This window comes from Neobacillus endophyticus (assembly GCF_013248975.1).
Lineage (GTDB): Bacteria > Bacillota > Bacilli > Bacillales > Cytobacillaceae > Neobacillus > Neobacillus endophyticus.
In genome coordinates this window covers 163,424-189,620 of sequence record NZ_JABRWH010000002.1, presented here as the reverse complement: position 1 = coordinate 189,620, position 26,197 = coordinate 163,424, and the positions used below count along the sequence as shown (strand labels likewise).

The 26,197-nt window shown below is 34.3% G+C and carries 26 protein-coding genes and 1 pseudogene; 8 read left to right on the top strand and 19 right to left on the bottom strand.

The genetic code is table 11. The annotated features are described in order from the left end of the window. Positions 1-103 precede the first annotated feature (103 nt). Positions 104-322 carry a helix-turn-helix domain-containing protein gene (locus HPT25_RS28915; RefSeq protein ID WP_173071800.1) on the bottom strand — a complete coding sequence of 73 codons (219 nt, stop codon included), beginning with the start codon at positions 320-322 and terminating at the stop codon, positions 104-106. 760 nt (positions 323-1,082) lie between these two features. Here HPT25_RS28915 and HPT25_RS27050 point away from each other — a divergent pair. The 4 genes and pseudogenes from HPT25_RS27050 to HPT25_RS27035 all read left to right on the top strand — a co-directional run. After that, positions 1,083-2,225, top strand: a pseudogene (locus HPT25_RS27050) (IS110 family RNA-guided transposase); the annotation flags it as partial. Positions 2,226-3,178: 953 nt separating this feature from the next. Further along, complete coding sequence (gene istA, locus HPT25_RS27045) at positions 3,179-4,699, top strand: IS21 family transposase (protein WP_246277409.1); 1,521 nt, start codon at positions 3,179-3,181, stop codon at positions 4,697-4,699. Then, positions 4,696-5,454 carry an IS21-like element helper ATPase IstB gene (gene istB, locus HPT25_RS27040; protein WP_173071796.1) on the top strand — a complete coding sequence of 253 codons (759 nt, stop codon included), beginning with the start codon at positions 4,696-4,698 and terminating at the stop codon, positions 5,452-5,454. Before istA ends, istB begins: the two co-directional genes overlap by 4 nt. 205 nt (positions 5,455-5,659) lie before the next feature. After that, positions 5,660-5,995 carry a DUF3139 domain-containing protein gene (locus HPT25_RS27035; protein WP_173071793.1) on the top strand — a complete coding sequence of 112 codons (336 nt, stop codon included), beginning with the start codon at positions 5,660-5,662 and terminating at the stop codon, positions 5,993-5,995. A 233-nt stretch (positions 5,996-6,228) separates the two neighbouring features. Here HPT25_RS27035 and HPT25_RS27030 read toward each other — a convergent pair whose 3' ends face one another. Further along, the gene (locus HPT25_RS27030; RefSeq protein WP_173071791.1) at positions 6,229-6,744 is read right to left on the bottom strand and encodes a hypothetical protein; all 516 of its coding nucleotides are present in this window, start codon (positions 6,742-6,744) and stop codon (positions 6,229-6,231) included. 136 nt (positions 6,745-6,880) lie between these two features. Between HPT25_RS27030 and HPT25_RS27025 the strand changes: the two genes are divergently transcribed. Further along, positions 6,881-7,186 carry an ArsR/SmtB family transcription factor gene (locus HPT25_RS27025; RefSeq protein ID WP_246277425.1) on the top strand — a complete coding sequence of 102 codons (306 nt, stop codon included), beginning with the start codon at positions 6,881-6,883 and terminating at the stop codon, positions 7,184-7,186. 67 nt (positions 7,187-7,253) lie between these two features. Then, positions 7,254-8,450 (top strand): MFS transporter, encoded by a 1,197-nt coding sequence (locus HPT25_RS27020; RefSeq protein ID WP_173071789.1) that lies wholly within the window; start codon positions 7,254-7,256, stop codon positions 8,448-8,450. A gap of 190 nt (positions 8,451-8,640) precedes the next feature. On the opposite strand, the gene HPT25_RS27015 is transcribed toward HPT25_RS27020, so the two are convergent. The 10 genes from HPT25_RS27015 to HPT25_RS26970 all read right to left on the bottom strand — a co-directional run bounded on the left by HPT25_RS27015 (position 8,641) and on the right by HPT25_RS26970 (position 15,682). After that, positions 8,641-9,321, bottom strand: a complete 681-nt coding sequence (locus HPT25_RS27015; RefSeq protein ID WP_173071787.1) for a DUF3885 domain-containing protein — start codon at positions 9,319-9,321, stop codon at positions 8,641-8,643. A 188-nt stretch (positions 9,322-9,509) separates the two neighbouring features. Further along, a complete protein-coding gene (locus tag HPT25_RS27010; protein ID WP_173071785.1) occupies positions 9,510-10,745 on the bottom strand; it encodes an ATP-binding protein in 1,236 nt (411 codons plus the stop codon). Positions 10,746-10,886: 141 nt separating this feature from the next. Next, positions 10,887-11,048: a hypothetical protein gene (locus HPT25_RS27005; RefSeq protein WP_173071783.1), complete on the bottom strand. Its 162-nt coding sequence runs from the start codon at positions 11,046-11,048 to the stop codon at positions 10,887-10,889. A gap of 137 nt (positions 11,049-11,185) precedes the next feature. Next, on the bottom strand, positions 11,186-11,770 hold the full coding sequence (gene recU, locus HPT25_RS27000) for a Holliday junction resolvase RecU (RefSeq protein ID WP_376768002.1): 585 nt from the start codon (positions 11,768-11,770) through the stop codon (positions 11,186-11,188). Positions 11,771-12,033: 263 nt separating this feature from the next. Then, complete coding sequence (gene hfq, locus HPT25_RS26995) at positions 12,034-12,261, bottom strand: RNA chaperone Hfq (protein ID WP_173071781.1); 228 nt, start codon at positions 12,259-12,261, stop codon at positions 12,034-12,036. A gap of 38 nt (positions 12,262-12,299) precedes the next feature. Beyond that, positions 12,300-12,659: a hypothetical protein gene (locus HPT25_RS26990; RefSeq protein WP_173071779.1), complete on the bottom strand. Its 360-nt coding sequence runs from the start codon at positions 12,657-12,659 to the stop codon at positions 12,300-12,302. A 332-nt stretch (positions 12,660-12,991) separates the two neighbouring features. Then, positions 12,992-13,177 carry a hypothetical protein gene (locus HPT25_RS29310; RefSeq protein ID WP_312857364.1) on the bottom strand — a complete coding sequence of 62 codons (186 nt, stop codon included), beginning with the start codon at positions 13,175-13,177 and terminating at the stop codon, positions 12,992-12,994. A 149-nt stretch (positions 13,178-13,326) separates the two neighbouring features. Then, the gene (imm47, locus tag HPT25_RS26980; protein ID WP_173071778.1) at positions 13,327-13,839 is read right to left on the bottom strand and encodes an Imm47 family immunity protein; all 513 of its coding nucleotides are present in this window, start codon (positions 13,837-13,839) and stop codon (positions 13,327-13,329) included. A gap of 23 nt (positions 13,840-13,862) precedes the next feature. Beyond that, entirely contained in the window at positions 13,863-14,846 is a 984-nt protein-coding gene (locus HPT25_RS26975; RefSeq protein ID WP_173071776.1) for a helix-turn-helix domain-containing protein, read from the bottom strand. 86 nt (positions 14,847-14,932) lie between these two features. After that, positions 14,933-15,682, bottom strand: coding sequence for a DNA/RNA non-specific endonuclease (locus tag HPT25_RS26970; RefSeq protein ID WP_312857363.1), 750 nt, complete (start codon positions 15,680-15,682; stop codon positions 14,933-14,935). Between the two features lie 567 nt (positions 15,683-16,249). Here HPT25_RS26970 and HPT25_RS26965 point away from each other — a divergent pair. Further along, the gene (locus HPT25_RS26965; RefSeq protein ID WP_173071772.1) at positions 16,250-17,431 is read left to right on the top strand and encodes a tyrosine-type recombinase/integrase; all 1,182 of its coding nucleotides are present in this window, start codon (positions 16,250-16,252) and stop codon (positions 17,429-17,431) included. A 107-nt stretch (positions 17,432-17,538) separates the two neighbouring features. Here the strand turns inward: HPT25_RS26965 and HPT25_RS26960 are convergent, their stop codons facing one another. The 4 genes from HPT25_RS26960 to HPT25_RS26945 all read right to left on the bottom strand — a co-directional run bounded on the left by HPT25_RS26960 (position 17,539) and on the right by HPT25_RS26945 (position 21,997). Next, positions 17,539-18,171 (bottom strand): VanZ family protein, encoded by a 633-nt coding sequence (locus HPT25_RS26960; RefSeq protein ID WP_173072078.1) that lies wholly within the window; start codon positions 18,169-18,171, stop codon positions 17,539-17,541. Positions 18,172-18,430: 259 nt separating this feature from the next. Further along, positions 18,431-18,649, bottom strand: coding sequence for a hypothetical protein (locus HPT25_RS26955; RefSeq protein ID WP_173071770.1), 219 nt, complete (start codon positions 18,647-18,649; stop codon positions 18,431-18,433). 347 nt (positions 18,650-18,996) lie between these two features. After that, entirely contained in the window at positions 18,997-20,352 is a 1,356-nt protein-coding gene (locus HPT25_RS26950; protein WP_173071768.1) for an RNA-guided endonuclease TnpB family protein, read from the bottom strand. A 205-nt stretch (positions 20,353-20,557) separates the two neighbouring features. Beyond that, positions 20,558-21,997: an IS4 family transposase gene (locus HPT25_RS26945; RefSeq protein WP_173071767.1), complete on the bottom strand. Its 1,440-nt coding sequence runs from the start codon at positions 21,995-21,997 to the stop codon at positions 20,558-20,560. A gap of 129 nt (positions 21,998-22,126) precedes the next feature. Here HPT25_RS26945 and HPT25_RS26940 point away from each other — a divergent pair, with 129 nt between their 5' ends. Beyond that, positions 22,127-22,387, top strand: a complete 261-nt coding sequence (locus HPT25_RS26940) for an SEC-C metal-binding domain-containing protein (RefSeq protein WP_173072076.1) — start codon at positions 22,127-22,129, stop codon at positions 22,385-22,387. Between the two features lie 349 nt (positions 22,388-22,736). On the opposite strand, the gene HPT25_RS26935 is transcribed toward HPT25_RS26940, so the two are convergent. The 3 genes from HPT25_RS26935 to HPT25_RS26925 all read right to left on the bottom strand — a co-directional run bounded on the left by HPT25_RS26935 (position 22,737) and on the right by HPT25_RS26925 (position 25,826). Beyond that, entirely contained in the window at positions 22,737-23,381 is a 645-nt protein-coding gene (locus tag HPT25_RS26935; RefSeq protein ID WP_173071765.1) for a DUF7010 family protein, read from the bottom strand. Positions 23,382-23,740: 359 nt separating this feature from the next. Beyond that, a complete protein-coding gene (locus tag HPT25_RS26930) occupies positions 23,741-25,465 on the bottom strand; it encodes a sensor domain-containing protein (RefSeq protein ID WP_246277423.1) in 1,725 nt (574 codons plus the stop codon). Next, a complete protein-coding gene (locus HPT25_RS26925) occupies positions 25,428-25,826 on the bottom strand; it encodes a PAS domain S-box protein (RefSeq protein WP_173071762.1) in 399 nt (132 codons plus the stop codon). The genes HPT25_RS26930 and HPT25_RS26925 overlap by 38 nt, the downstream gene beginning before the upstream one ends. Positions 25,827-26,197 lie beyond the last annotated feature (371 nt).

Below are 26,197 nucleotides of genomic sequence, written 5' to 3'. Positions count from 1 at the left end.
GAGGATTATAATCAGTGAAGGTATTCGTAATCAGCAACCAATTAATCCGGATACCCAAAAAATTAATAATAACATGATAACTTCAGTTTTCAAGATGGCTATATCACCAAAATCGGTTGAAATCTATATTAGGATCATACTGTTTAAGTACTTTTATAATTCTTCTTGCTACTTGAATAGAAGGCAATTTTTCTTTATCATTTGCTAATTTACTAATATACCCTTGACTAACTTTTGCTTTAGATGCTAACCAACTTTGTTTAATATCATGCTTATCTAAGTATCTTCCAAACTTGGTCTTTGTAGTAGTAAGGCCAAACACGTTCTTCACTCTCCAGTTCTAAGCACTTTTCTTTTGTATTCATCTTTGACAGAATTTCCGAAGTTTAAACAAAAGAAAAAACCAAGCAAAAAGAAATAATATTCCTGGGAGGAATCTTTATTTTCGTATGAAAGTTCCTAAGATTACTAGGTTCATAGGCTGATAAGTTTATCTGTCCTTCAGAATCAGTAAAAAGCCCCACGTTCTTTTAAAAAAATCACCGGCATATAGTTTTGCAAACACTTGGCAAAGCTTATATGCCAAGTGTTTGCAGGGTTAATTCTAAAAAAATGAAAAAAGAAATTGATGCGGAATAGAGGGGTTCTCTAGATGTTGCTTTAAAATAAAGTTTGATCAAATTGATACTAATAACCTTGGTAAACGAACATAGAAAAGAGCGTGTTTTGGAAAAAAGATTGATCAAAACACGCTCTTAATATTTTTAATTGACTCATTCTTTTATAAAAAAGTTTGATCATTTCCTCTCTATGTTACTCTACAATCGCGCCCGATCGTAATATAAGTTTAACCAGTTTTTACTGGTTGAACTTTTTTTAATTGGTTTTATTATAGCGGTAGTCGGAGTAGAACGTAGCGCCCGTGGGACTCGATCCCGTCCGCAAAACTGTTCACTCCCTACTTGTATAAGCATGTTTCAGGCTGGTTGGGACAAAGATCCCGTTTAACAAGCGAACCTATGATAGTACAAGGAAGCTCTAGGGACAACCGACTAATCTTAATTTCTAAGGAGGAGATGATCATGAATCCAGTAGTAGGTCTGGATGTTTCTAAAGGTGAAAGTCAGGTACAAGCATTCTTGGATAAGAGTCAACCTTTTCGTAAAAGTTTTAGTGTAAAGCATACTGTTGAGGGTTTTGAGTATCTATTAGGATTCTTAAAAGAGATTGAAAGAGTAGCTGATGGTGAGAAACCTTCGGTTATCTTAGAATCAACAGGGCATTACCACTCTCCTGTTATTCAATTTTTGGAGGAACAACAATATGTTTATATTATTGTGAACCCCCTTATCTCTCATCGAGCAAGGAGTACAAATTTAAGAAAAGTAAAAACAGACGCTGTCGATGCCTATCATCTATGCGAACTATTCTATAAAGAAGAAGTTGAGCCGTATAAGAAAAGAGGTCTTCAACTTTTAAACCTTCGTAATCTTACAAGACAACAAGAGATAATTACGGGTATCTCTACACAGACCAAGGTACAACTGCTAACAGTGCTAGATCAGGTATTTCCTGAATTTAGAGGTGTCTTTGGTGATTTATATTCAAAAGTATCTTTACAGACTCTTTCCCTATTTCCTACTTCTGAACAGGTACTAAAAACTACCGAATCTGTATTAACCGACAAGATTGCATCGTTATGTACTAGGCGTTCTGAAAAGTGGGCAAAAGAAAAAGCACAAAAGCTTATTGAAGCAGCATTACGAAATCCATTTCAAAATAACTTGTATGATAGTCATATTTTTAACCTAAAGATGTTAATCACCATCGTTCTTCAATATCAAGAGCATCTATCACAACTAGAAGCAGAAATAGATACCCTCGCTAAAGAAATTGAAGAATATAAGATTATCCAGTCTATTCCTGGTATCGGAGAAAAGATTGCGGCAACAATCATTTCTGAAATAGGAGAAATAGATCGGTTTAATCACCCGAAAAAGTTAGTTGCCTTTGCGGGAATAGATCCTAGCGTTTACTCTTCTGGAAGATTTACAGCAACCAAAAATCGTATAACAAAAAGAGGATCTAGAAGGTTAAGGCAGGCATTATATATGGCTGTATACTGTGGAATTCGAGATGCCCGAAAACAGAAGACAAGTGATACCGTTATTCCTCGAAATAAAAAATTAAGAGAGTTTTACGATAAAAAACGCGACGAGGGTAAACCCTGATTATTGCATAGGAATTGAGCCACATGTGCGGAGTTTTGAGCCGGTCAGTGCGGAAGAGTGAGCCACCATCTGCGGAGTTAGAGCTGGCACGATAAAACAAATAACCTCTTGTATAATAAAAAATGCATGCAAAAATGCATGACAATATTATACAGGAGGTTTTTTTGTGGTTAATTGTGTATATAGTCAATCAAAAATCCACCACATAGTCATTGAATTTTTCTCTATCCAGAAAATCCCAACGACGAATATATCCTGTATAACAATATAACTCAAAACACATTACATGGAGTGGCAGCCAAGCCTATCATGCCCACAGGCCATGTTGCCTTTAAGGCAACACTCTCAAGCCTTAAAGGCAAGTCGGCACTACACAAGTGCATATAATCTTCATGGCCTCGTATTATAATTCGTTACTGTAGCTAGTGGCTCTCTCTCCGCATTCACTGGCTCTGTCGTCCGCAAACAATGGCTCAAAACTCCGCACCCCCGGCTCATTCTGTCCGCAATACTCAAACCCTATAGAGTAGCACTTATCGCTTGTGTTAATAAGCTTTTACACTTGATTTATGCGCTTTTAAAGAACAAGACATTTTTCCAAGAATTGGATTAAAAACTATATTTAACATTACAAAACAAAACCTTCCAATTTTGAAAATATGGAAGGTTATTTGGCATACTCATTTTTAGTATATCATCTATATTTTAATTTTTTCATTGAAAAATGTTGACAACTATTAGCTGGTTTTGTTGAAGATCAAGATTATCTATTCAGAGGTAAAATGTTAAATGAAGGAATATTTTGTATTTGATAATTTAATATTGAGCCACTTTTAAATGGTTCGATCACATAAAAAATGAGCCACCCGATTTCCAATTTTAATAACCTCTCTTATGATTGAAAGTGACCACTTATCAATTGAAGAGAGGAAAAAAGGATGATCGATATGGCTCAATTTCATAATATCAAATTTTTGAAAGAGGTAGAAGGACTGTCTCAGCGACAGATTGCCAAGAAACTTGGTATTTCAAGAAATACTGTAAGTAAATATCTTAAACAAAACGAACCGCCAACAACAATTAATAGGCAAAAGGTTTATGGAAAAAAGGAAAGTTCAGATGAAATCAAACGTGTCCTTCCTATCATAGATCAATGGCTTGAAGAGGATTTTAAGCGATGGGGAAAACAAAAACACACAGCTGCCCGGATCTTTAGAAGATTAGAAGATGAATATCAATTTAAAGGGTCAGAATCAAATCTTCGTAAGGTTGTCGCAAAACGCAAAAAGAAGCTTCAGGAAATCTTCATTCCTCTTGATTTTCAACTCGGCCACCAATTCCAATTCGACTGGGGAGAGGCGGATATATTTCTACAGGGTCGAATTCAACGTGTTTACCTCTTTTGTATTCAGCTTTCTGCTAGTCGAGTACGATTTGTGAGAGCCTACCTCCATCTCAAACAAGAGGCTTTTCTTGATGGTTTTGTCCATGAGTTTGAGTTTTTTGGTGGAGTTCCAACTGAAGGTCTTTTTGATAATTTAAAAACAGCTGTGGAAAAAATTCTCCAAGGTAGAGATCGATTAGAACAGGAAGCATTCCTTGCCTTACAAGCTCACTATTTGTTTAAAGCAGAATTTTGTAATGTACGCTCAGGGAATGAAAAGGGGCGTGTCGAAGGCACTGTTGGATACATACGAAGAAACGCTTTCGTTCCATTACCAAATGTCCAATCAATGGATGAATTAAATGATTATCTATTGGAATGGTGTTTAAAAGAAGCCGAACAAAGAACTGTTCCTTACACAAAAGAAACTGTAGCCCAGATGTGGGAAAAAGAAAAAGAATACTTTCACCCACTCCCAGAAAAAAGATTTGAAGCTTGTAAACTCGTTTCCTGCCGAGTGGATAAAACATCACTGGTTACGATTGAGACCAATAAGTATTCTGTGCCGTGTCGTTTTGTTGGACAAACGGTATGGGCAAAAATTTTTGTCGACCGTTTGATCGTTGTGGCTCAAAATGAAGTGATCGCTGAACATTCCCGTTCCTATGAACAGAATCAAATGTTTACAATTTTAGATCATTATTTAGAAATATTGGTTAAAAAACCACGTGCAGTACGAGATGCACATGCATTTCAATCATCTGATATTCCAGAAGTGTTCAGGCGTTTCCATCGAAAGATGAGAGAACAAGAAGGAGCCATAGGTGATCGGAAATTTGTTCGACTCCTCCTCCTTCATCGAGAAATTGGTATGGAGAAATTAACACAGGCACTTCTAGAAGCTGAAAAGACGCAAGTCTTTAGGTATGAAGTAGTCCATGAAAAAATCCAAAGGCTCACCAATAACAGTTTCATGTTTGAAAATCTTTCAAGAGAAAAAACGCCAACTAATCTACTAGACTATAAAATTCAAAAGTCTAGCATAGCACAATATGGACAATTAACTGGGGGTCAGATGAAATGAATACAGAATTATTATTAGACCATATGACAAAGCAATTAAGGATTCCTACAATCGCTAAACAGTATCGCTCTCTAGCGAGAGAAGCCGAAGAAAGAAATCTCAGCTATGAAGAATTCTTATTGGCATTATTAGAAGCAGAGGTTCAAACTAGGGAAGAAAACCAAAAACAGAGACGCCTTATGCAAGCTTCTTTTCCTATTCAAAAAACGTTAAACACTTATGACTTTAGTTTAATGCCGAGCTTAAATCGGAACCGTTTCATCACTCTTGCCAAAGGAGAATTCGTTGAGAAAAAGGAGAATATTATTTTTCTTGGGAATAGTGGCACTGGGAAAACACATTTAGCTATTAGCCTTGGAATAGAAATGATTCAGAACGGCTATAAAACAAAATTTATTACCGCTTCTGCGTTGGTAGATGAACTCTTGATGGCTCATGAAGAGCATAAAATTGGGGCATTAGAAAAAAAGTGGCTCAAATTCGATGTGATCATTATTGATGAATTAGGGTACGTCCCCTTCACAAAAATGGGAGCAGAACTTTTATTTCAATTCTTTTCTAGCAGATATGAACGGGCAAGCGTGATCATTACTAGCAATCTTGAATTTACGGAATGGACAACCGTATTTGGTGATGAAAAAATGACGGCAGCATTATTGGACCGTTTAACGCATCGGTCACACATCCACCTTCTAAATGGTGAATCATATCGATTTCGTCAAAGTATGAAGCAAAAAGAAGTCGGGGAAGGGTAACCGAAGCCGCGAGGTGTTTGGGGTTTTGGCCCCTCCCCGGGGCCAAAACCCCAAACACCTAATTACTCCCATTAATGGGAGTTGAAACTCATTAAGTGGCTCACTTTTGAAGTGATCGCTCTGGCTCAAATTAATATTGACAAAAACATATTTCTATCCCTTATCGAAATGAATCCCTACAAGCACATTATGAGGAGTGAATATTTTGAGGAATATATTTGTAAAAACAATTGCAATTATTTTTTCGCTACTTATCATTATTCCTCTTGGACTTTATGGATATATAAGTTATCAGCTTCATTCTTTAAAAAATGATACTTATGAATACTTATCGAAAAAATATGATAAAAGCCAAATTCAGAAAATAGAAACTAACCTTACGATAGCCAGTTATCATTACTCAGCTTTTGTGACCTTTAAAGATGAACCTGAACATATTTATGAGTATATACGTGTTGACGGAAAAATTAGACAGGGTTCTCCTTTTCCTAATGAAAAAGAAGCTCCAAAATACAAATATTTAGAACCAAATAAAGATTAGTTGAACATAAAATAAAGAAACACTATTTATGATGGTTTCCTTTAATTCTTCTTATTTATCAACATTAAAGTTTAACACAGCCTTATTATAAGGGTAATGAGTAGATTTGAGGTATTTTCTTATTCAGGTAAAGGGTAGCATTTAATTTAATATACAAAATGCTGGCAATAGCAGCCATCTTTAAGAATGGCGCCCGATAGTTAAATAAAATATCGATGAAAAAATACAAATATTTAATCTTTCATACCATATATATCTTCAAAGTTTTTTAACCAGTTTTGATAATCTCTTTTTACTTCTTCGGCTGTTTTACCCTCCAGAGAATAGCCTAAGCCAACACCTGAGTTACTTTTATACACAGGGTATGAAGTGCCACCAATAACCTTACCATTCAACACCCAAACATTTACAAGTATGTCACCTGAAAAATCACCTTCATTTTTAAAAACTTTGTTTAGAGGATGTTTTTTAACATTAAAGGTTTCTGCATCAATTTGTTTATCAATATATTTGTCGGGGGTTATGCTTTGAACAGCCCACATATCTCTATAGGGTTTACTCTGTAATTTATCCTTTGTGAATGTAATAGATGACCTCTTTCTATAAGTAACAATTTCATAACCCTTATTCTCTAAATAAACCTTCGCAATTTTGCCATTAGTACTTAATTTGGAGTTCGTATTATCGTTACATCCAGTAAGGATTTGAATTAAAAAAAACATTAATATTATTGGAATAACCATCTTCAAAAAGCTCCCCCCTTAATTAAACTCTACTGCTTTGTTAATGGAACAAGAAATGCGACAGCTCATATTGAACAATCTGGCCCGATTGTTGAATAATAATCAATTAAATTTTAAATTTCTTGAAACAATTACAACTATCTTGTATTATAGTTCTATGATTATTGAACAAAAAGATAAAGATGCAATTCGAGTGGCTATTTTTAAGGCGTTAGCTGATGAGACTCGTTTGGAAATGTTGCGAATGTTAAAGGAAGTCGGTAAAGAAATGAGTTGCGGAGAGATAGGTGAAAAAGTAAACATTGCAAAATCTACAGCTTCTTACCATTTTAAAATTCTACGTGAAGCTGGTCTGACTTCCACAAGGAAAGAAGCACAAAACAAATTTGTGCAACTTAGATTAGATACTTTTAATGAATATTTACCTGGTTTCCTAGATTCTTTATAGAATCTAGGAAAAAAATTACCCATTAGTTCAAGAGTATTAAAACTAATAAACAAAGGAGATGTTTAAAATGAAAAAAGTGTCACTTCTATTTTTCTTAGTTATGTTTGTAATTGGGACGGATACCTTTTTAATTTCGCCTTTACTTCCTACTTTGAGGCATAACTATCATGTTTCAATCGATATTTCTGGATTCCTGGTGAGTGCCTATGCGTTAGGCTACGCTATTTTTGCGTTTATTGCAGGTCCAATTTCCGACCGTTTTGACCGAAAACGTATCATGATTATCGGATTAATTGCATTTGCCATTTCTACTTTTTTATGCGGAATAGCTACTAATTTCACAACCATGATTATTTTTCGATTTTTAGCAGGTGTAAGTGCCTCTTTTGTAACCCCACAAGTTTGGGCATCTATTCCTGTTTTAGTGGAGAAGAAAAACATTGTAAAATCGATGGGGTATGCTACGACTGGTCTATCTATTTCTCAAATGCTTGGAATCCCAATTGCAAGTTACTTAGCTGCACTTTCATGGCATACACCATTCTATGTGATTTCTGTTTGTGCCATCTTATTAATGATTAGCATTGTACTTGCTCTTCCTTCGCTGCCTTCAAGAATCGACAAAACGCAAAAGAGAGCATCTATCCTACAATCTTATTTTGATTTGTTTAAATCATCTAAAGCTTTTCCTTACTTATTTGCGTATTTTATTTTCCAAACCGGTAACTTTGAAGCCTTCTCATTCATAGGCTCATGGTTTACATCTGATTTCTCTCTAAGAGTAGCTTCCGTTGGGACGGCTATGATTGCATTAGGAATAGGAAATACCTTTGGTTCACTATTCGGAAGTCATCTGGTCAAAAAAATCGGCCAATCTAGATCATTGCTTCTTTCACTCATCGTGTTAATTATTCTGTATGCGGCTTTACCATTTTCGAAATCCCTTGTTATCGCAGAATTTATTCTAGGTGTCATCTTTTTAATTGGTGGATTTGTCTTTCCTGTATTCATGAGTACCTTTCAAAGCCTGACAACCACTGCACGGGGTACAGTTTCAGCCGTTTCTAATGCGGCCATGTACTGTGGCACAACTCTTGGTGGGGCGGTCGGCGGTCTATTATTTGCCCGATTCACTGGATTTTTGGGAATAGCCTACTTTACGGTAATTATGTACATTTTATCACTGATGATTTATACCAGTACTGGGATTTTTAGAAGTCAAAAGGTTATTGCACAAGCTCCAGAAAAAGTTCAAAAAGGATGATACCGGCATAAATAGTGGTTCAAAACTTATAAAACCGGTTCTCAAAAAATATGTGACAATAAAAATGGCTTGCAACCAGACAACGGTTTCCAAGCCATTTTCCCTTTACATAAAGAAATAGCACAATTCTTTTTAAAGAATCGCGCCCGATAGTTGAACAAGAGAAAATAGATGAATACTTTGATTGTTTTCATTTTTTCAATCCTCTTCCTCCTAACCCTTGTTCAATCCTTTTTCTATCAACTTCTTCTACCCAATCGTAGTATTTCTCATAAAGTGGACGTATTCGTTCTGCTTCACGGGCTATAACTTCGCACCCTCGGTCATCGTAGACAAAGAAAATAATATCTTTTGTGATGTTCACTAAGAAAACATCGGGATAATCGATGGAGTACCCTCCGAACTTTGGTTTCAATGGAAAATCTTCATTACTCGCTGCCTTAATTAATTCATTCACACGTATGTCTCCTCGCTTACACAGCAAGGAAAATTGTTGCAGCTCGAATTCTTCTGCTTCGTCCAACTCGAACGGATAAGGGTACGTTTTCACCTGAATTCGATTCAAATTATTTTTACACTTCAGAAACGGCTGGTATACCTTTAGTTTTCTAGTATGTTTCTCTTTTGTCTTGTGCTTATAAACATTCGTTACGAAGAACAAGTCGTCATTTTGCTCAAACAACTCATTGAAAATTGTTGAGGTTTGCTTATATACAAGTCGAAAACGATCAAGATTGAGATCATCATTATCTTTGAATTGATAAATTTCCCCACCAAGTGAAAAGTGGATGCCAATGTCCCATTGATAATAAATGCTTGGGATTAATTCGACAGTTGGAAACCTCCCCTTAAGATAGTCCATCATGTTCATTTACTCATTCTCGCTTTCATTTACATCGAATTCACAGTATCCGAAAAAGGTGTCTACATAAATAATCGATTTGATATAAATTATAGCTTCAACTCCCTCAGTTAATTGAAGAAGAAAAACGGGATCGCTGCAACCACTCTGTTATTGAATATAAGCGCCCTATTCTTGAATAATCAACATAAATTCTATTAGCTAATATCGGGTCTTGGAACCGTAGGTAAAATAACCTCAACCGTGGTCCCCTCATTTAGTTTACTAGAGATCTTTAGTACCCCATCATGGTTTTCAATAATTTTATAGCTTGTCATTAATCCTAAACCTGTTCCTTTTTCTTTTGTTGTGTAAAAAGGCTCACCAATTTTTGGAAGTCTGTCTTCTGGAATACCGAGGCCTTGATCAATAAAGCAAATGGATACTTTATTTTTTTCCTTGAGCTTTACCTTTACATCAATCATTCCGCCATTTGGCATCGCTTCAATGGCATTCTTCAAAATATTTATAAACACTTGTTTTAATTGATTTTCTTCACACACAATCATAGGAATATCTGATTCAAATTCTACAAAGACTTGAACATTGTTCATAATAGCTTGCGTGTTGATAAGAGTCACAACGTCTTTTATTAAACTTTTTATTTCTTTGTCTTTAAATTCAACAGCAGTTGGTTTTGCTAATATTAAGAACTCACCAATAATAAGATTAATGCGCTCTAACTCCGATAATACGAGATTAAAATACTCTTCTTCACTAGTATACTTGGCTTTGAATAACTGAACAAAGCCTTTAATGGACGTAAGAGGATTCCGAATTTCATGAGCAATCCCTGCAGCCATTTGTCCTACAAGCGCCAGTTTTTCTGATTTTTGAAGGAGACCTTCAGTTTCCTCCTTTTTATTGGTAATATCTTTAAAAACTGATAAGATGGCATCTTTACCCTCAAATATAAACAATCGACTAGAGACTTCAACAAAAATTGTTTTTTTGTCCAGACGTACTAGCTTTTGCTCCACACTATTAGTTGCCTTTTTTTCTTTAACAAGTTGTTCCAACCGTTTGATTGCTAATTCTTGATAATTAGGATTAATAAACTGAAAAATAGATTTACCCAGAATATCCTCTTTCTTTTGAGCGCCAAGCATAGTTTTTCCAGCCTCGTTTATATAAAGGATGATATCTTGATAGGAGATGATAATGGAATCCGGTATAGTTTCAATAAATTGTTTATAATTCTTTTGGCTTTCGTTCATTCTCTCCATATAAAATATCATTTTGTCATATTGTCTACCTATAAACCAAGCTATGATGACTGCTATTAATAAATCAATAATAATTCCCCTGTTTGAAAATTCACGTAAAAAAAGTACTTGAATTAATTCAAAAATAATTGTAATACTTATAAAAGCAATTAGGCCTTTTTTTTTCATATAAATTCCTCTGAAGTTCTATTTTTATCAATATCTACCTACACAAAACCTTCCAATAAGAATTTTTTACGGAAGTTATTGATACGAACTTTTTTAGTATATCATGTATGTATACTTAAGTTTTTATTATCGCTATTCAGTTTAAGTAGAAATCTTCACAAATTCCATTCTACATTTTAAAATAAATATCCAATAGCATTGAAAATGTTCCTCAACAATCTGGCCCTTTAACGGAACAATTCTATTGTCATTTAAAAGTTGCTGAATCCACTTTTCAACTTCAGATGTATTTTTCCTTTTCACTATAAAAACACCCCTTAAGATAACCATATCCAAAGGGGTAAAACGGTACATCTTTCTTTTAAATCTACTTTAGAGAGGGATATTTTCTCGTTTATCATTTCATTTAAAAATAGGACTAAGGAGATAATCTCTACTCCTTAAAAATAATGCTCGTTCACTACTTTAAGGTAGTCCAGTTCGGGTTGATTCGAATATGGAATTGCAAATCCTTTCTCCTCAAAAAAAGGCTTCGGAATCGATTTACGTCCCCCGTATTTTTGATCGTCCCAAAATAAAAGGATATAGGCAGCATCCAATAAAAAGCATTCATCTGTTGTGACAAAGCGAACTAAAGCAAAACAAATTCCTTGATGCTTAAGGACCTGTCGCATGTGGTCAATTTGATTTTGATGGAAATTGGAAAGAGGGATAGAAGTCTTATTTCTTGTTTCTTTGGCTTCAAAATCAATATGTTTCCCTTTGAAAATGCCAGTGTAGTCAGAATATGAGGATTGTTTAAAATATGCTTCGCGGATCGTAGCAGCACTTCTTTTTGGATATTCTACCTTAACAATCTGAATAGGAGTCGGCTTTTTATGGATCACTGCACATTTAGCCACTTCGTTATAGTAACTGTTGGTGCGGTTTAAAATGTCCTCTAATCCCATCCCCCTGTTAGAGTAGCATATGCCTTCTTTTGAGGATGCGTTTGAACCTGTTCCTTTTGGATAATAAACCACCAGATTTCCCCCTTAAGATTTTCTTATGATTAATACTATCCATATGCTAGATTCCGCAATAATAGAATAAGTATAAACGATACAGATAAAGGGAATATAATCATTAAAGAACAAGTTTTCCCCCAGGATGAGTACAACTAGTATAACTTGTTCTTGACAATCACCTTATCCCGATTGCCCTTGGCTAAACAGGCAAGGGCAATCCTTATTCCCCCTAGGGGCTTGCTAATAGTTGCGTGTTGGAGATTGATCCCGACCTAATTCCTTTATTCTACATTTTTAGATGGAACAAATGTAGAAATAGCGTGCTTGTAGACTAATTGTTGCTTTCCATTGGAATTTATCATTATTGTGAATCCATCAAAATTTGTAATGATACCTTTAATTTGAAAACCGCTTGTAAGAATCACTGTAACCGGGAGTTTCTGTTTTCTTAATTCATTCAGGAAACCGTCTTGTATATTGTTCTGAAACCTCGTTATTGTTTTTTCCATTTGCAATCTCTCCTTTGAAATAGATGGGAAGGAAGTGTTCATGATGGATCCTCGATAGATTCTATTTGTGGAAGCAAAGAATCATCTATATAAAACGTCGATTCCTTACTATCATACTTATCCCTCTCATATTGCTCATTAAAAATAGAATTTTTTTTGAATTTCACATATATTTTTACTGTATGCTTTTTATTATTAGGGTAAATTTTATCCGGATGATCAACCATCAACTGACAAAATTTACCTATATATCCAGTGAGTCTTATTTTTTTTGATTTCTCAAATACATCTATATACTCTATTCTTGAAGGATTGGGTTCTTGAGATAAATAGGACCAATTAATAGTTTTTACAGATATTGGTTCGGGTTGATTCATTTTATGTACGGTAACAATCAACCAACTCCCAATACCTAGAATAAGTAAAAGAGAAATTATGAATGATTTGATAAGAAACTACTCCTTAATATGAATGGCAACTTTAAGATTTGTAATGATACATGTTTTAAGAATATATTTTTACTCGAAAATCCTCAATTATTTTCTTTACTGGCTTACTTTTTGGCAGCATATCATTTATACGGTGCATAATAAACGTATTTTCTAGTATCATTTGTTTACTTTTCTGGGTTGTGTAACTTCTTAAGGTATCTACGCATATCTCGAATAATTCTTCATTCTCAATATTTAGTAATGATACTAATATGGTGAATTCATAAATATTACAATTACTATCCATACAATATGCCAGTTTTTTTTTGCCATTCTAAAGGTTTACTAAGTACTTTTTTTGATAATACTTCCCAATCTATAGGATTAAACTCTAATAATATCTCTCTTGCTATTTCGCAACCGTCATCGTACCAAGAATCCTCAGTTGTTTCAGCAGATAAGAGATTATCCAATTCTCTAAACATTTTAATAGCCTTCCAATTTAATTTAATGAATTAATTAAACTTACAGGAGATACATGAACCCTGATAATTATCCAAAATAACACCAACTTAATTGATATTAAAGAAAGACATACATAAAACTATCGTTATGTTCATTAACAAGACCATATTTAAACTTTGTATCCGTAAAAATATTTTTGTCCCTTTTCCCAGTCTATATGGGAAAGTCCATTTATATAATCAATAAAATCTTTATAATTACTTTCATTAATGATAGTGTAATAATCCCCTGGCACTTTTTCACCAGTAAAAATTGATAATAAAGATGGAATTAATGCCATCCGTAGTGGCTCCTCATTATTTGCTGCAATCATAACTCTCTGAATTAATTTTTTAGCAAAGTCCCCAGGGAAAGCCAAATTTTGTTGAAAGTAATAACTTTCTGTATCATTCTCAGCACAGTATCTAAAATAAAAATCTCCTTTTTCGTCTGCAGATGCCTCTTCTCCAATTTGTTCTTCAAAATTAAGGAAAAAGTCCCCTATTTTAAATAATTCTATTAAGTTAAATAAAACTTCCGTCTCTGTTACAGCTTTTAAAATATTTTTCTTTATGTCAGATTGCGATAAATTTGATTTTTCTCTAAACCATATACTATTCATAAGGATTCCTTTTTCTTTCATTTTACACGTCCTTCGAAATACCATTAAATATTCCAGTATTGTCGAAAAGCTTCAATAGCTAATTCTTCCATTGATTTATTTTCAGAAGCTGCCTTCTTACGAATAAATTCCTTCATCTCACTTGGAATATGAATAATAAATGGCTCTAAATCACTTTCTATAAAGATGCCATCTAAGTCGTAAATAATTTTTCCTTCTATTATATAGTTCTGAATGAGGTTGATAATGGAAGAATCTCTTTCCTTGGTAAAAGGTAAGGACACAGGTTTTACTTCCATTACAATGTATTCATCTTCCGTATTTAACCTAATATTTTGAGGACCTGCATGTTGGTAACAAGCTTCCAAGATATCATAAATAGCGGAATTAATATTATGAGGTTTAATAAAACGAAACTTTGCATATCCTCTCTTAGTGCTATAAGGATGATCAGCTATTTTAGTACAAGGTTCAAAGCCACGTTCCATTGCTTGTTGTAAAGTAAGGGACTCACCATCTGACGTGACCACTTTTCCTACTCCATCAAGCTCCAAAATTCTTGCTAGCTGCCCGTTTACAGTCTTTAAAGATTGATACAGTATAAATCCAGAATCTTTATCATAAAACTGTTTACGTTCTCTCTTTTTTTCCTGCAACTGAAACTCTTTTGAGGATAAAAATTCATTTAAGTCTTCTTCCTTTATAAAATAAAGATCCTTCCCCTTATAATGATGGATAAATGCAGGTAATTGGTCTTTTTTTATATAAGTATGAATAGTAGCGGGTGTAACACCTACCCTTTCTGCTGCTTCACCCGTTGTAAGTCCTGGCTTATTAAAAGATTGTTTCAGCTGTTCTACATCTTCCCGCTTAAATAGTTTTGTTTTTCGCATTCTCCATTTGTGATCATATAAGGAAGAAAGTTTTTTTTCTTTTTCGTATTTATAAATAGTTTGAGTAGAAACCCCTAATATCTCGGCAGCTTCATCGGTCGTCACAAACTCTTTTGAGTAGTTAATAGTAGTCATAATGAGTGATTCCTTTCACTTATTTAGGAGAAATTAAAGCATGGAAAAAGTAAGGGTATGACCAAAAAAGTCATACCTGTAATCGGCTATGATTGGACGTTGGAAGTTCCATCTTGATAATTAATGGTTATACCCGGCTCAACGTTAAAAATATAAACATTGAATTCCAATTTATTGTCTTCCACGCTTTTGGCCATCATATGGACCCCTCTTGCAACCAATTCATTGCCCCTAAAAATAGGTTCGACTTGATAACGGACATGATGACCAGTGGTTCTTAGATAAGATGCTACTTGGTCTTCGTATTTCAACATGGCTGGATCATTGAAACTTCTGGTTCCAGTCATTAAATTTTTAGGATTGTTGTTTTCACCGGTGAATTGATATCCGATCAAATGACAGCGATTATACAACCATTCACGTTTTCCATTTACTGTGACCATTTTGTTTTTCCATCCAGTTGGATTCACATGAAGAGGCTCACGTTTTGCTGTTGGCATCATGGATTTATGAAGCAAAGCGTTGGCTACACCAACACGATTTAGAGTATCTAAATTCGAAAAAGATTGCCAGCCACCCTTATTCAAACTTAAATCTGCCTGTGAAAAAGTTGTATGATTTTGGTTTAGGACAATAACTTGGTCTTTTCCATCAAAGTTTAAAGTTGCAAGGTTACTATACTGATTAACATCCCCTAAATTCTGATTAATTGTTTGGTTTGGTTCTATTTTAGGCTCATTATTGGAAATGGAATGAGCGACCTGGCTGCATCCGTTTGAAATGCTTAATACAAAAGCACCTAAAAGTAACAGTGTTGTTTTCATGATGTTTTTCACCTAAAAAACCTCCAATTATTTCATAAAATTTCCGTAAGAAAGAATAAAACAGTTCTATTGATGAATTGATAATAAGGATTTAGCTTAAAAGCAAAATGGCTTTTCGGTTTTTTGTCATGCCTTCATGCCTAAACTCAAATATCTCTTGGTCTGACATACTATTCTAGGCATTTACCTTCACTTGAGTTAGTGCAATGGTTAATGAAACTGTTTTGATTTTCTTTTTACTTAACACCCTTTCTAAAAAAGTGTTTTATGTATGTTATCAAACAATTAAATTGTTATTTATTACATGTTTTGTAACGTGTATCTCGATTATAACTATTTATATATGAAATTAAAATATTAAAATAAATTTATATAAATAATAATTTATAAATTAAATTTAGGGTATCTATTAAATAGGTAAACAAATACTCTATTTTTTTAGTTGTCCATTATTCTAGCAAAAGATAAAATTAAAATGAAGCCATATTAATAGATTGTTAGTTGTTTTGTTTTTATAACGAAGTTATAGAAAAGCAGATATACATAGATAGAGATACATTTAAGTGAGGAGTAGAAAAAATGGTTAGCTCGAACAAAATAATAATAAAGAAGAAAGATACTCTATTTTTCGCACCGTATAAAACGTCCATCCCCGAATTGGTTCAGGAAATGAATGATCACTCTTACTTTCCTCTTTTGAAAGAAAAACTTCACCAAGCTGAAAAAGAGCAAAGGAGAAAATTCCATGACTTCAACGATTACGAAATTCTTTACTATTATGTACATGAACAAAAAAACGTAGACCTAAAGAAAAATAGAAAAGAGAACACACGAAAAGAATATTTGCGGGAACTATTACATTTCGCTAAAAACATCACGCAATATTCTAATGAGATGGGTATCGATATTGAGGAAATAAAAGAGGGTTCATTATTTAAGAGCTTGGCACCACGCCATATGACGCGCTTTCAAGAATGGATGATCGAAAAAGCTCCCAAATTAATCGGTAAAGAGTCGTATTCACCAGCAACAATTTCTCGTAAAACGGCTATCATTAAAGATTTTCTTTCCTTTTTATTTGAAAAGAAGTACATAGTTGAACCTATTCATTCAGGAATGAGTACTGCAACAGTGAGTAAAGACGAGCGCCCGAATAAAGACCTAGGGGCAAGAGAAGTCATTCAGCTGCTGCAGTATTTTAATAACGAAAACCATCCTATTATATATGGCATTATTCATGTTCTTGTTACTACTGGGATCCGAAATAATGAGTTTTGTAAAGCGCGGGTCTGTGATTTGAGTTATGATCATGTTCGTGCGGAGTATTACTTGCAAGTAGATGGTAAAGGAAATAAAAAGCGATTGGTGCCAATTAAACCAAAAGTATTCCAAAGTATCGTAGAGTTCAGAGAAATGAGAGGGCTTGAAACCAAATTGGACGCAGAAGATGAAACCCCATTGTTCGTGACCTCGGAGATGAAGCCATATTCCCCTTCGTACCTCTCACAATATATAAATAAGGCCATAAAAAGAACGGAATTAGAATTTATTAAGTTAAGGAAAAATCCAATCGGTCCACATACCTGCCGACATGCTTTTGCGATCATCTCTTACAATAGTGGAGCTGACATTTATAAAATTATGCGGTCATTAGGACATGAATCAATTGAGACAACAAATATTTATTTACAAAAAGAATTCGAGAAGGATAATAATGCTGCTCATATGTGGGAAAAAGGTGAACTTGCAGAATATATTTAAATCTTATATGTGTTGTATAAATAAAAACGATTCTTCCTATAATTTTGGAGAATCGTTTTATACTAAGTAATTAACCCTTAAGACCAAATTTTGTTTACTAATCCCACTTACATTTTTACTTTTTCTTGTATCAAATTCTGAAAAATTTTTATCTGATATTTTTCAGATAATCCAAACATTATCTTATATATCAGGTATCCGATACTAGCACCCATAACATTGCAAATTACATCATCAATATCAACTGTACGTGAAAATGCTATTCCTAGTAAAAGTTCAATTAATTGCAAACATTCAATGCCTATTGACGTAAAAAGACCTAATAATACAGCTTTTTTAAAGCTTGTATATTTACTTAGTAATATTGGTGCAAAAAAGCCTAAAGGCATTAACAACAAAATGTTTCCCCCAACATTTCTTAAAATTAGACCAATCATAAATTGAGTATCTCCATCGTACGCTATACCTATTTGACTTACTTCCTTAATTATTGATATAAGGGGCATTAGATTTATTGAACGATATATTTCTGTTTTTTCCATAAAAGGAGGAAATATGATTGGAAATAAAGTTACAGAAACAACCAATAGGATATATATGGCAAATAAAAGTTTAATAATTTCCTTTGTCCAAAGGAATGGTTTTCTTTTTTTATTATTAACCATCGCCAAAACAATTCTTCCAGCTAGATAAATTAATAGTCCAAATACAATAATTACCCTTCCGTTATGTAAAAACAAATACATTAAATCCACTTCTTTCGTTTATTAGTTGATATAAGGTATAAAGGCACCGTCTTAATAATCTACTATTAATAACCTCAAATCCTATGTAATTTTAACATAATTTTCCTAAAACAAAAGATAAACTAAAGCAAAAAACCTGGCGGGAGCCCTTTTAGAGAAATAAAAAATAAGCGATTCTTAAAATTGAACACTTTTAATAAAAATGACCAAATCGTTAAGCTTAACAATTTGGTCTAGTAGGCTTTTTTGTTCTTTAATTCTGTAATGGTTTATGAGGGCCCCAAAAAATTTGTAATTGAGTGGTTCTTTTATAAAGATAAATATCCTTAGTCGTTTCGATACCAGTTTGACTTACTTGTGCTGCATCAGCTAAATTTTCTAACTCATCTTGTGTTGAAGGTACTCCTAATAAAAGAGCAATTTTGATAAGCATTGGTTGCATATTATCTCCCCAAGCGTAAGTAGCCCCCATAACTTCTCCATCAACCTTAAAGGAACCTATCAAATGATTATAATCATATATATAATCTTTGTGTCAACTACCCCCACTGAGATAAGACTTCAGTGGGGGCTTGAGTTTGAACTCCAGGTCTTTTCATCTATTGCTAGACAGAATGACGCTCTAGAATTCATGCCACCTTACGGTAACACCCCAAGATAGTTTTTAGTCGGTACTGGTGACGAACTATCGTTTTCCCACTTGCACCATCCTTTCGAACAGTTCTTCCTTTCGGAAGAAGCCACCACTCAGATTGCTCTGGTGTGTGCTACAAGCCCCGTCACAAATGTGACGAGTACAATGGATGGTTGACGCACCCACTAAGCTATGCGTGAAGCAACAGCCTTACGTTTTTGTACTTTTAATAGAATAGGAGTTCTCACCTTAAGATTAACACCCAATTCTACAACTTCTGATTTCCGTAATGTGTTCAAAGCACCATTAATATCAGCATGGATACATTGTCCTGATTTACTTTGATACAGACCACGAGTGATTCGTTTTCCGCTAAAATGATAGTTGGTTTTTTCATCCTTTGACCAAACAGGAATCATATCTCTGTCCAGGAAACTAGCTTTCGAAGTATAGCTTTCTTCCTGCATCATAAAACGAATGCTTTCTTTCAGGCATTTGTTTTCAATGGCAGAAATCAACTTTTGAAATGGGATTTGAACAAACTTTTGATTATTCTTTTTCCCCATATCAGACTCCTGTTTCCAGCCAGCATTATAGCCAACGACAATGGTATCAATGTTAAATTCCTTTACCTTTTTGAACAACAATCCTATGGTTTGTGAGAAATAACCATCGATTTGGTTGTTTCTTTTATTCCACAGTTCAGCTATTGCATTCGTAACGACACGTTTTGAGATACCGTTTTTGATATTTTTCTGTTGCAGATTACTTATCGCTTTGTTGCAGTATTGGTTGATGGACTTTAATTTTTTACCATCAATTAAAAACGTATCCCCTTTACTTGTTGCACAGCTTAATAGTCTATCTACACCTAAATCGCAACTCAAAGCGTTCATAGTAGTCGTTGGTTGCTTCTTCATTTGAGAGATTTGCATTTCATATGTGTAATGCACCTCAAAGAACCGACCTTTTTGCTTGGGTACGATTTCGATATAGGAAATCTTTTTGTTCAACAAGTTTTTAGGCATACGAATTTTGATGGAGCCAAACCGTTTTCTAAATCCGACATTCATCGGTATTGCCCAATAACCATCTTTATCGACCTTTGGCACTTGGTAAATTTCGATGATCCGTTTTTCAGTCGAACCAGAATACTTCGGAAACTTAGGACGACCAGTGAACTTTTCAGGATTCTCTTTCCAAGACGCTAATGCTTTAAAAAAGCTGTTCACTTCTTCTAACAATGAACGGCGAATTGCTTGAACAGAATTGGATTGAACACCCCAATAGTTCATATCAGCTTGCATGGCTGCGTCCACTTCTTTTACAGTTGCCATTTTATTAGTGTTCAAATAACTTTGTTTGATGGCATATAATCCAACATTTCGCAACGCTTTGGAGCTATGTGACATACGTTGAAGCAAACGAAATTCTTTAGCCGTAAGGCTGGCTCGTCCAATGTTTTGTTTCTGTGTAAATCGTTGAATGTTTTCTGCCTTCTTTTTCTTACGCAATACTTTAATTGCTTTTTTTCTTGCCATTTTTTCACCACCTTTTTTAAAGAAAAGGAAGAATCTCTATTTGACATTATAGGGGTCCCACCACATGCCCATCAAGCTAACAGTACATACAAAATAAATGTAAAAAATTGAAGTTTTTTCGCCCTAAACTTCCGGTTTTAACCTGATTATTGAGCATATTCAAATAAGCCTTCGCAGGCTTTAATTTTTTTAAGATTTTATTATTCTATGCTGCAGTACGAGATTTCTGATCACATTCATATGCTACACCCAGGATATCAAATACCGTTTTCTTCTTATACCGATGAGATTTCCGACCATTTTTCTCAATCATCTGTAAGATTTGCTGGAGGACATGGACAATGTCATCTATATGCCCGTTTAATGCATCATGAAGGGAGCCTAAATAAGTTTTCAGGATAGCTATCGATTTTAACTCACTTACTTCCCTTTTCTTTTTGCGAAGAAGAATTTCACGCATCTGAAACATTAGGGAGGAAGTGAGGAGTAACGCAATCAACTTTCCATATAAATGACACTCAAATCTTTCGATTTTCACGGGTTTGATCCAATCGATATGAAAAAAAGACTTCCATGTTTTAAAAAGGATCTCAACCTGCCAACGTAATGAATATAAGGAATAAATATACTCTTTGTCCACATATTCCTTAGGGATATTTGTTATATAGACATTGATACCACTCAATCGTTTGGTTCGTTCTTTATAGGTAATTCCTTTTTTCTTTTCATTTTTAGCACGAATCGCCAACCGTTCTTGTGTTTGCTCCTGCGTTAATTTATAGATCAGTAGGCGTGGTACTAACTTTTTTTCACGTCCGAGATAAACTTCATGGATTTCCAATACTTCTCCTGGTGTTAGTTGGTTCATGATAGCTTCTAAATCGATTTCCGTATAGACGGAGTCTTTTCTCACTTTTCCGTTTTTAAACCGTTCTACCTCATCATTCTTTTGGAATATACGAACGTTTATTTTTAAACGTGAAATATAATAAGCTTCACGTTTCTCGATTTGTTCAAAATCCTCTAAACAGAAGTAACCTAAATCTCGAATACAAAGGTCTTGTTTCTCTACCGTTTTCGCCAGTTTGGCACCATATAAACCATCACTTGTGCTACCACTTCCTACGTCTACATGTAGAAATTCGCCGGTTTTAAGATCATATTCTAATTGAATTTTTATTCCAGCTGTATGCGCACTACCTCCTGAACCTGGATAACGACTAGCATAAATATCCGGAAGTTGAAAAACAGTGGCATCCAAAATCCGAATCCGGTGGAAATAAGTATCGAGATCCCAAGGTATGGGCAAGGAAGAAGCTAATTTTTCACGGAGAAGAGTAGAAAACAGGGTTCGGAGAAAAGCGACTCCTGACTCATGAAACCGTTGGTTGAGTCCTTCGGCACTCATCGAAACGTTTCTTGCTGCATCAAGTTGACTACATAAAGATGTCAGGGATTGAGTAGAGAGGTCATGGTCTAAAAAGGTACATACCGCAACGAAATCTTGTGCTGTCAGCTTACTTTTGCGCTGTACGAACCCAGTTTGTCTGGCTAATACTTCGAGTTGAGTAGGAGAAAAATGCTGATGCAATTCTTTACCGATTAAGTCCAATTCTTCCCGAAGGGAAAGGGAAACTTGCTCCATAACAAACCATCCTTTCTATAAAATGGAAGATTTATAGAAAGAATAACGTATTTTTGGAATTTATCCTATAAAATAATAGTAGATTAACGTACATATCGACATCAAAATATATAAATGGAGTGACCCATGATGTTACCATTAGGTTCTGTACAACGTCCGATCATTGTAAAAGTGAAATCCTCAGAAAAAGCAGAGAAAGTTGCTAAAATTTGTGAGCAGTATGACTGGAAATATATTATCGGACTAGAGGCAACGGAAGACCTTACAGATCTTAAAAGAGCGATGAAAGAACGGATGAAAACTGCTAGCCCTTATGACCCGTGCCCTTGTCATAGTGGAAAAAAATATCGATTTTGCTGTGCAAAAAAGAGCATAGAACTTGATATTTAGGATTTTTGGGTGATTTTGTCGGTTTGGGGGTACGAGTTGCACTTAGCTTGATGGGCATGGGGTAGCGTCCCGAAAATGCAGATTTACAACGTTAAGCTGTTAGTAGCACTAAAATTGAAGTATTTAACAACGATAAGACTTTTGAGACAAGGCATATGAGACACTAGCAATCTTTATTTGATGCAAAATCAGTTAAGTCCCAATAGATTAAACCCTATTGATACAAGGGTTTCTATCTTAGCGTTGTAAATTGTCAAAATCCTGAAGCTATCCCATATACAAAAAGAAAGAGTGCAATTTCTACTCTAGAATTGCACCCGTTGAATAAAAAAGAACAGTTTTTTCTATATTAAAACCTGAAAGATTCCTCAGCTTCTTTGGCTCTATTCCCAGCACTGTTCAGCAATTTATTGCCTACTTGCCAAACTGTCACACAGGTTCCCCACAATATCAAGGCTGAGCCAAAGCCGACAGTTATCCACCATACCATAATTTGATTATTCTCCCAGGTAACTCTTACAGGTAAAGTGAACAGTGTGATTGCCGAAAGCAAACAAAGGAGTGAACCAGAAAAATAATAAATCTTGACTTGAAAAAGGTGTGCTAAGGGATAGAAATGAACACCGACAATAAGAGCTATGATAGGGACAAACAAATCCAAGTGATTAGTAGACCTACAAATTGCAGAGGCGACACCAATCAACAAGCCTTCTAGGCCAAAATTAATACCGAACCACATATTCTTTCGTTTCCAACGATTGGAATCCCCTTCCCCCATCTCGTTTGATAACCTTTTTGATTTAATTATCAATTCGACTCCCCCAATAAGCACTACCACACCAATCAAAAGGGATAAGATCGAATGCCAGAGAAATCTCCAGCCATGTAGTCCTCTAATTCCAATTCCGGCCCACAGAGTACCGAAAAATGCCAAGAAGATAACTCCAGAAGCTCTCCCACGCACAGCAGCTCTAGGAATAATGGATTGCGACATATCGTGCCAACCTCCTCTTTCGATTTCATTCTAAAAAGTTAAAAGATCCTATTTAGCTGTTTACAGAAAATTTCACCATAATAAAGCTAATCATTAAATGACCCAATAAAGGAAGAAGCCCTCCTGTCCAAGAAAGGCGCCTTTTTATTGCATAAGAAAAATAGTTCTAAATGAATAATTGTTCTTTAAATAAAGTCGTGAAATAAAATTTTTGACTTAACAATGCTTCTGCTATTTTTTATTACGTTATCCTCACGAAGTTCTTTATCCTTACCTAAACTTTTATTTACACAGTAAGAATCACAATAGATCATTAATCCAAAACCCGTTTGTTAAAATATTCCTAAAGAAATAAATATTTATTTCTTTAAAAGATCCTCTAATTCATGAGTTGGCAAAGGTTTACTAAATAAATAACCTTGTCCTATTTGACAGTTGTTTTCTTTTAAAAATGATAATTGTTGTTCATTTTCAATACCTTCAGCAATTACCATAAATCCCAAACTAATTCCTAGTTCAATAATGGTTTTAACGATTACTTCACCATTATAATTATTATTAATTTCATCCACAAAAGACTTATCAATTTTTAAGGTATTAATAGGAAATTGTCTCAAATAATTTAATGAAGAATAACCTGTACCAAAATCATCAATGGAAAGTTGAACACCAATTTCTTTTAATACCTTCATAATTTTAGTCGCCTCTTCTACTTGCTGTGTGGCACTTTCAGTAATTTCTAATTCCAAGAAACAGGCTTCAAGCTTTGTATCATGTAAAACTTGATTTACAGTATTCACAAAATTTTGGTCACAAAATTGTATAGCTGAAACATTCACTGCAATCCTTTTTAAAGGAAATCCTGAATCTAACCAACGTTTAAACTGCTCACATGCCGTTTTTAGAACCCAATTTCCAATTAATACAATTAGCCCGCATTCCTCTGCAACAGGAATAAATTCCGCTGGAGAAATAAAGCCATATTCAGGATGAATCCAACGAATTAGAGCTTCTAATCCAACGATCTTCTTAGTATCAAGATCAACTAAAGGTTGATAGTACAATGTAAATTCATTTTGTTCTAGTGCTTTTCTAATGCCTAATTCAATTTCCATTTTTCGATTATTATTTGTATTTAAATAACTAGAATGAAATCGAAAATTATTTTTACCATTCTCTTTAGCAGAGTACATCGCTGCATCTGAATTTTGTATGAGAGCTTCCACTGTTTCTCCATCTTTTGGAAATAGACTAATTCCAATGCTAGTTGAAATAAACATTTGACGTTCTTGAATGTAAAAAGGTGATGAGAATGTTTCTATAAGTTTTTCTGCAAGTTGAGATACTTCTCTAGGTTCAACTCCTTCCACAACAATAACATACTCATCTCCTCCATAACGGAAAAGTATACCATCTTTCTCCAAAACTCTACTAATCCTTATGGTTGCTTCTTTCAATAATAGATCACCAAAACTATGACCAAACGTATCGTTTATCAATTTAAATCGATCTAAATCTAAAAATAAAACTGCAACTATTTTTTTATCAACCTTGTTACTTTCTAAAACTTCACCAAGATATTTATGCAAATGATTACGGTTAGGAATACCGGTTAATGGATCAAAATAAGCCAAATATTGGACCTGTTCCTGTGCTTTTTTACGTTCTGTAATGTCTCTTAAAATAGCCTGCATTGCACTTTGACCTTGATATATAGTTTGAAATGTCAATAATTCTACAAAAAGATGCGCTCCATCTAACCGAATAATCTGATACTCACTAATTTCAGATAGTCCATTCTCTTTCACTTTTTTCATTTGTTTTTTTGTATGCTCATGGTATTCAGGAGAAATAAAATCAAATACATTTCTACCTAATATTTGATTTTTATTATTTGCATAAACCAACAATAGACCTGCTTTATTGACATAAACAATTTTCCCATCTATATGAATGAGGATGGTTTCAGGTGAATACTCTACAAGTTTCCGATAACGTTCTTCACTTTCCATAAGCTGTCTCTCAGCTTTTTTCCTTTCCGTAATATCACGTGAAAATAAGATGATTTTTTTTGACTTCACCATATTCTCCAATGATAGGTACTCCTCTTCCTTCGACTAATACAAAATGACCATCTTTATGTTTTATATTATACTCAACAGGAACTCTATATTTTTGAGTCTTTATGTCCTGTAACCTTCGTTTTATTTTAGTGGTCTCTTCTACTTTTAAAAAATCAAAAACAGATTTCCCCACTAATTCATCTTCAGAATATCCAAAAATATTCTGATGAGAAGGAGATAAATATTCGAAGTTACCATTATGATCAATAACAGCAATTAAATCCGATACGTTTTCAACGATAGTACGAAATTTGGTTTCAGATTCTACCGTCACTTTTATCCCCTTTTTAATTAAGTTGTAAAAAATTAAGCCTGTAATCAAAATAAACATACATCCTTTGAAGATTTCGATCCAAGCTGATTTAATGTAAAGGTAATAATTCATCAAGTAATCAGAAAAAATGATCCATGTAATACTACTGAAAATATAGATAAGAACGATGCGTAAAGCAACTTTCTGTGTTATTTCCCAATTCCTCCACATCCCAACTAACCAAACCCTTCTAGGTGGAATATTTCATTATATTTCGAACCGTTTTTAAACTAGATCAAGAGTGCTGAACCCAATCTAAAAAAAGAAGCTGAAAAAAGCGTGTTTTCTTTTAGTTACCAAACCAAAATTGAAATTGCTTAGGAGATATTGACCGTTTTGTTCATATCGGTACAATTATTTATAAGCTTACTTCCACAAAA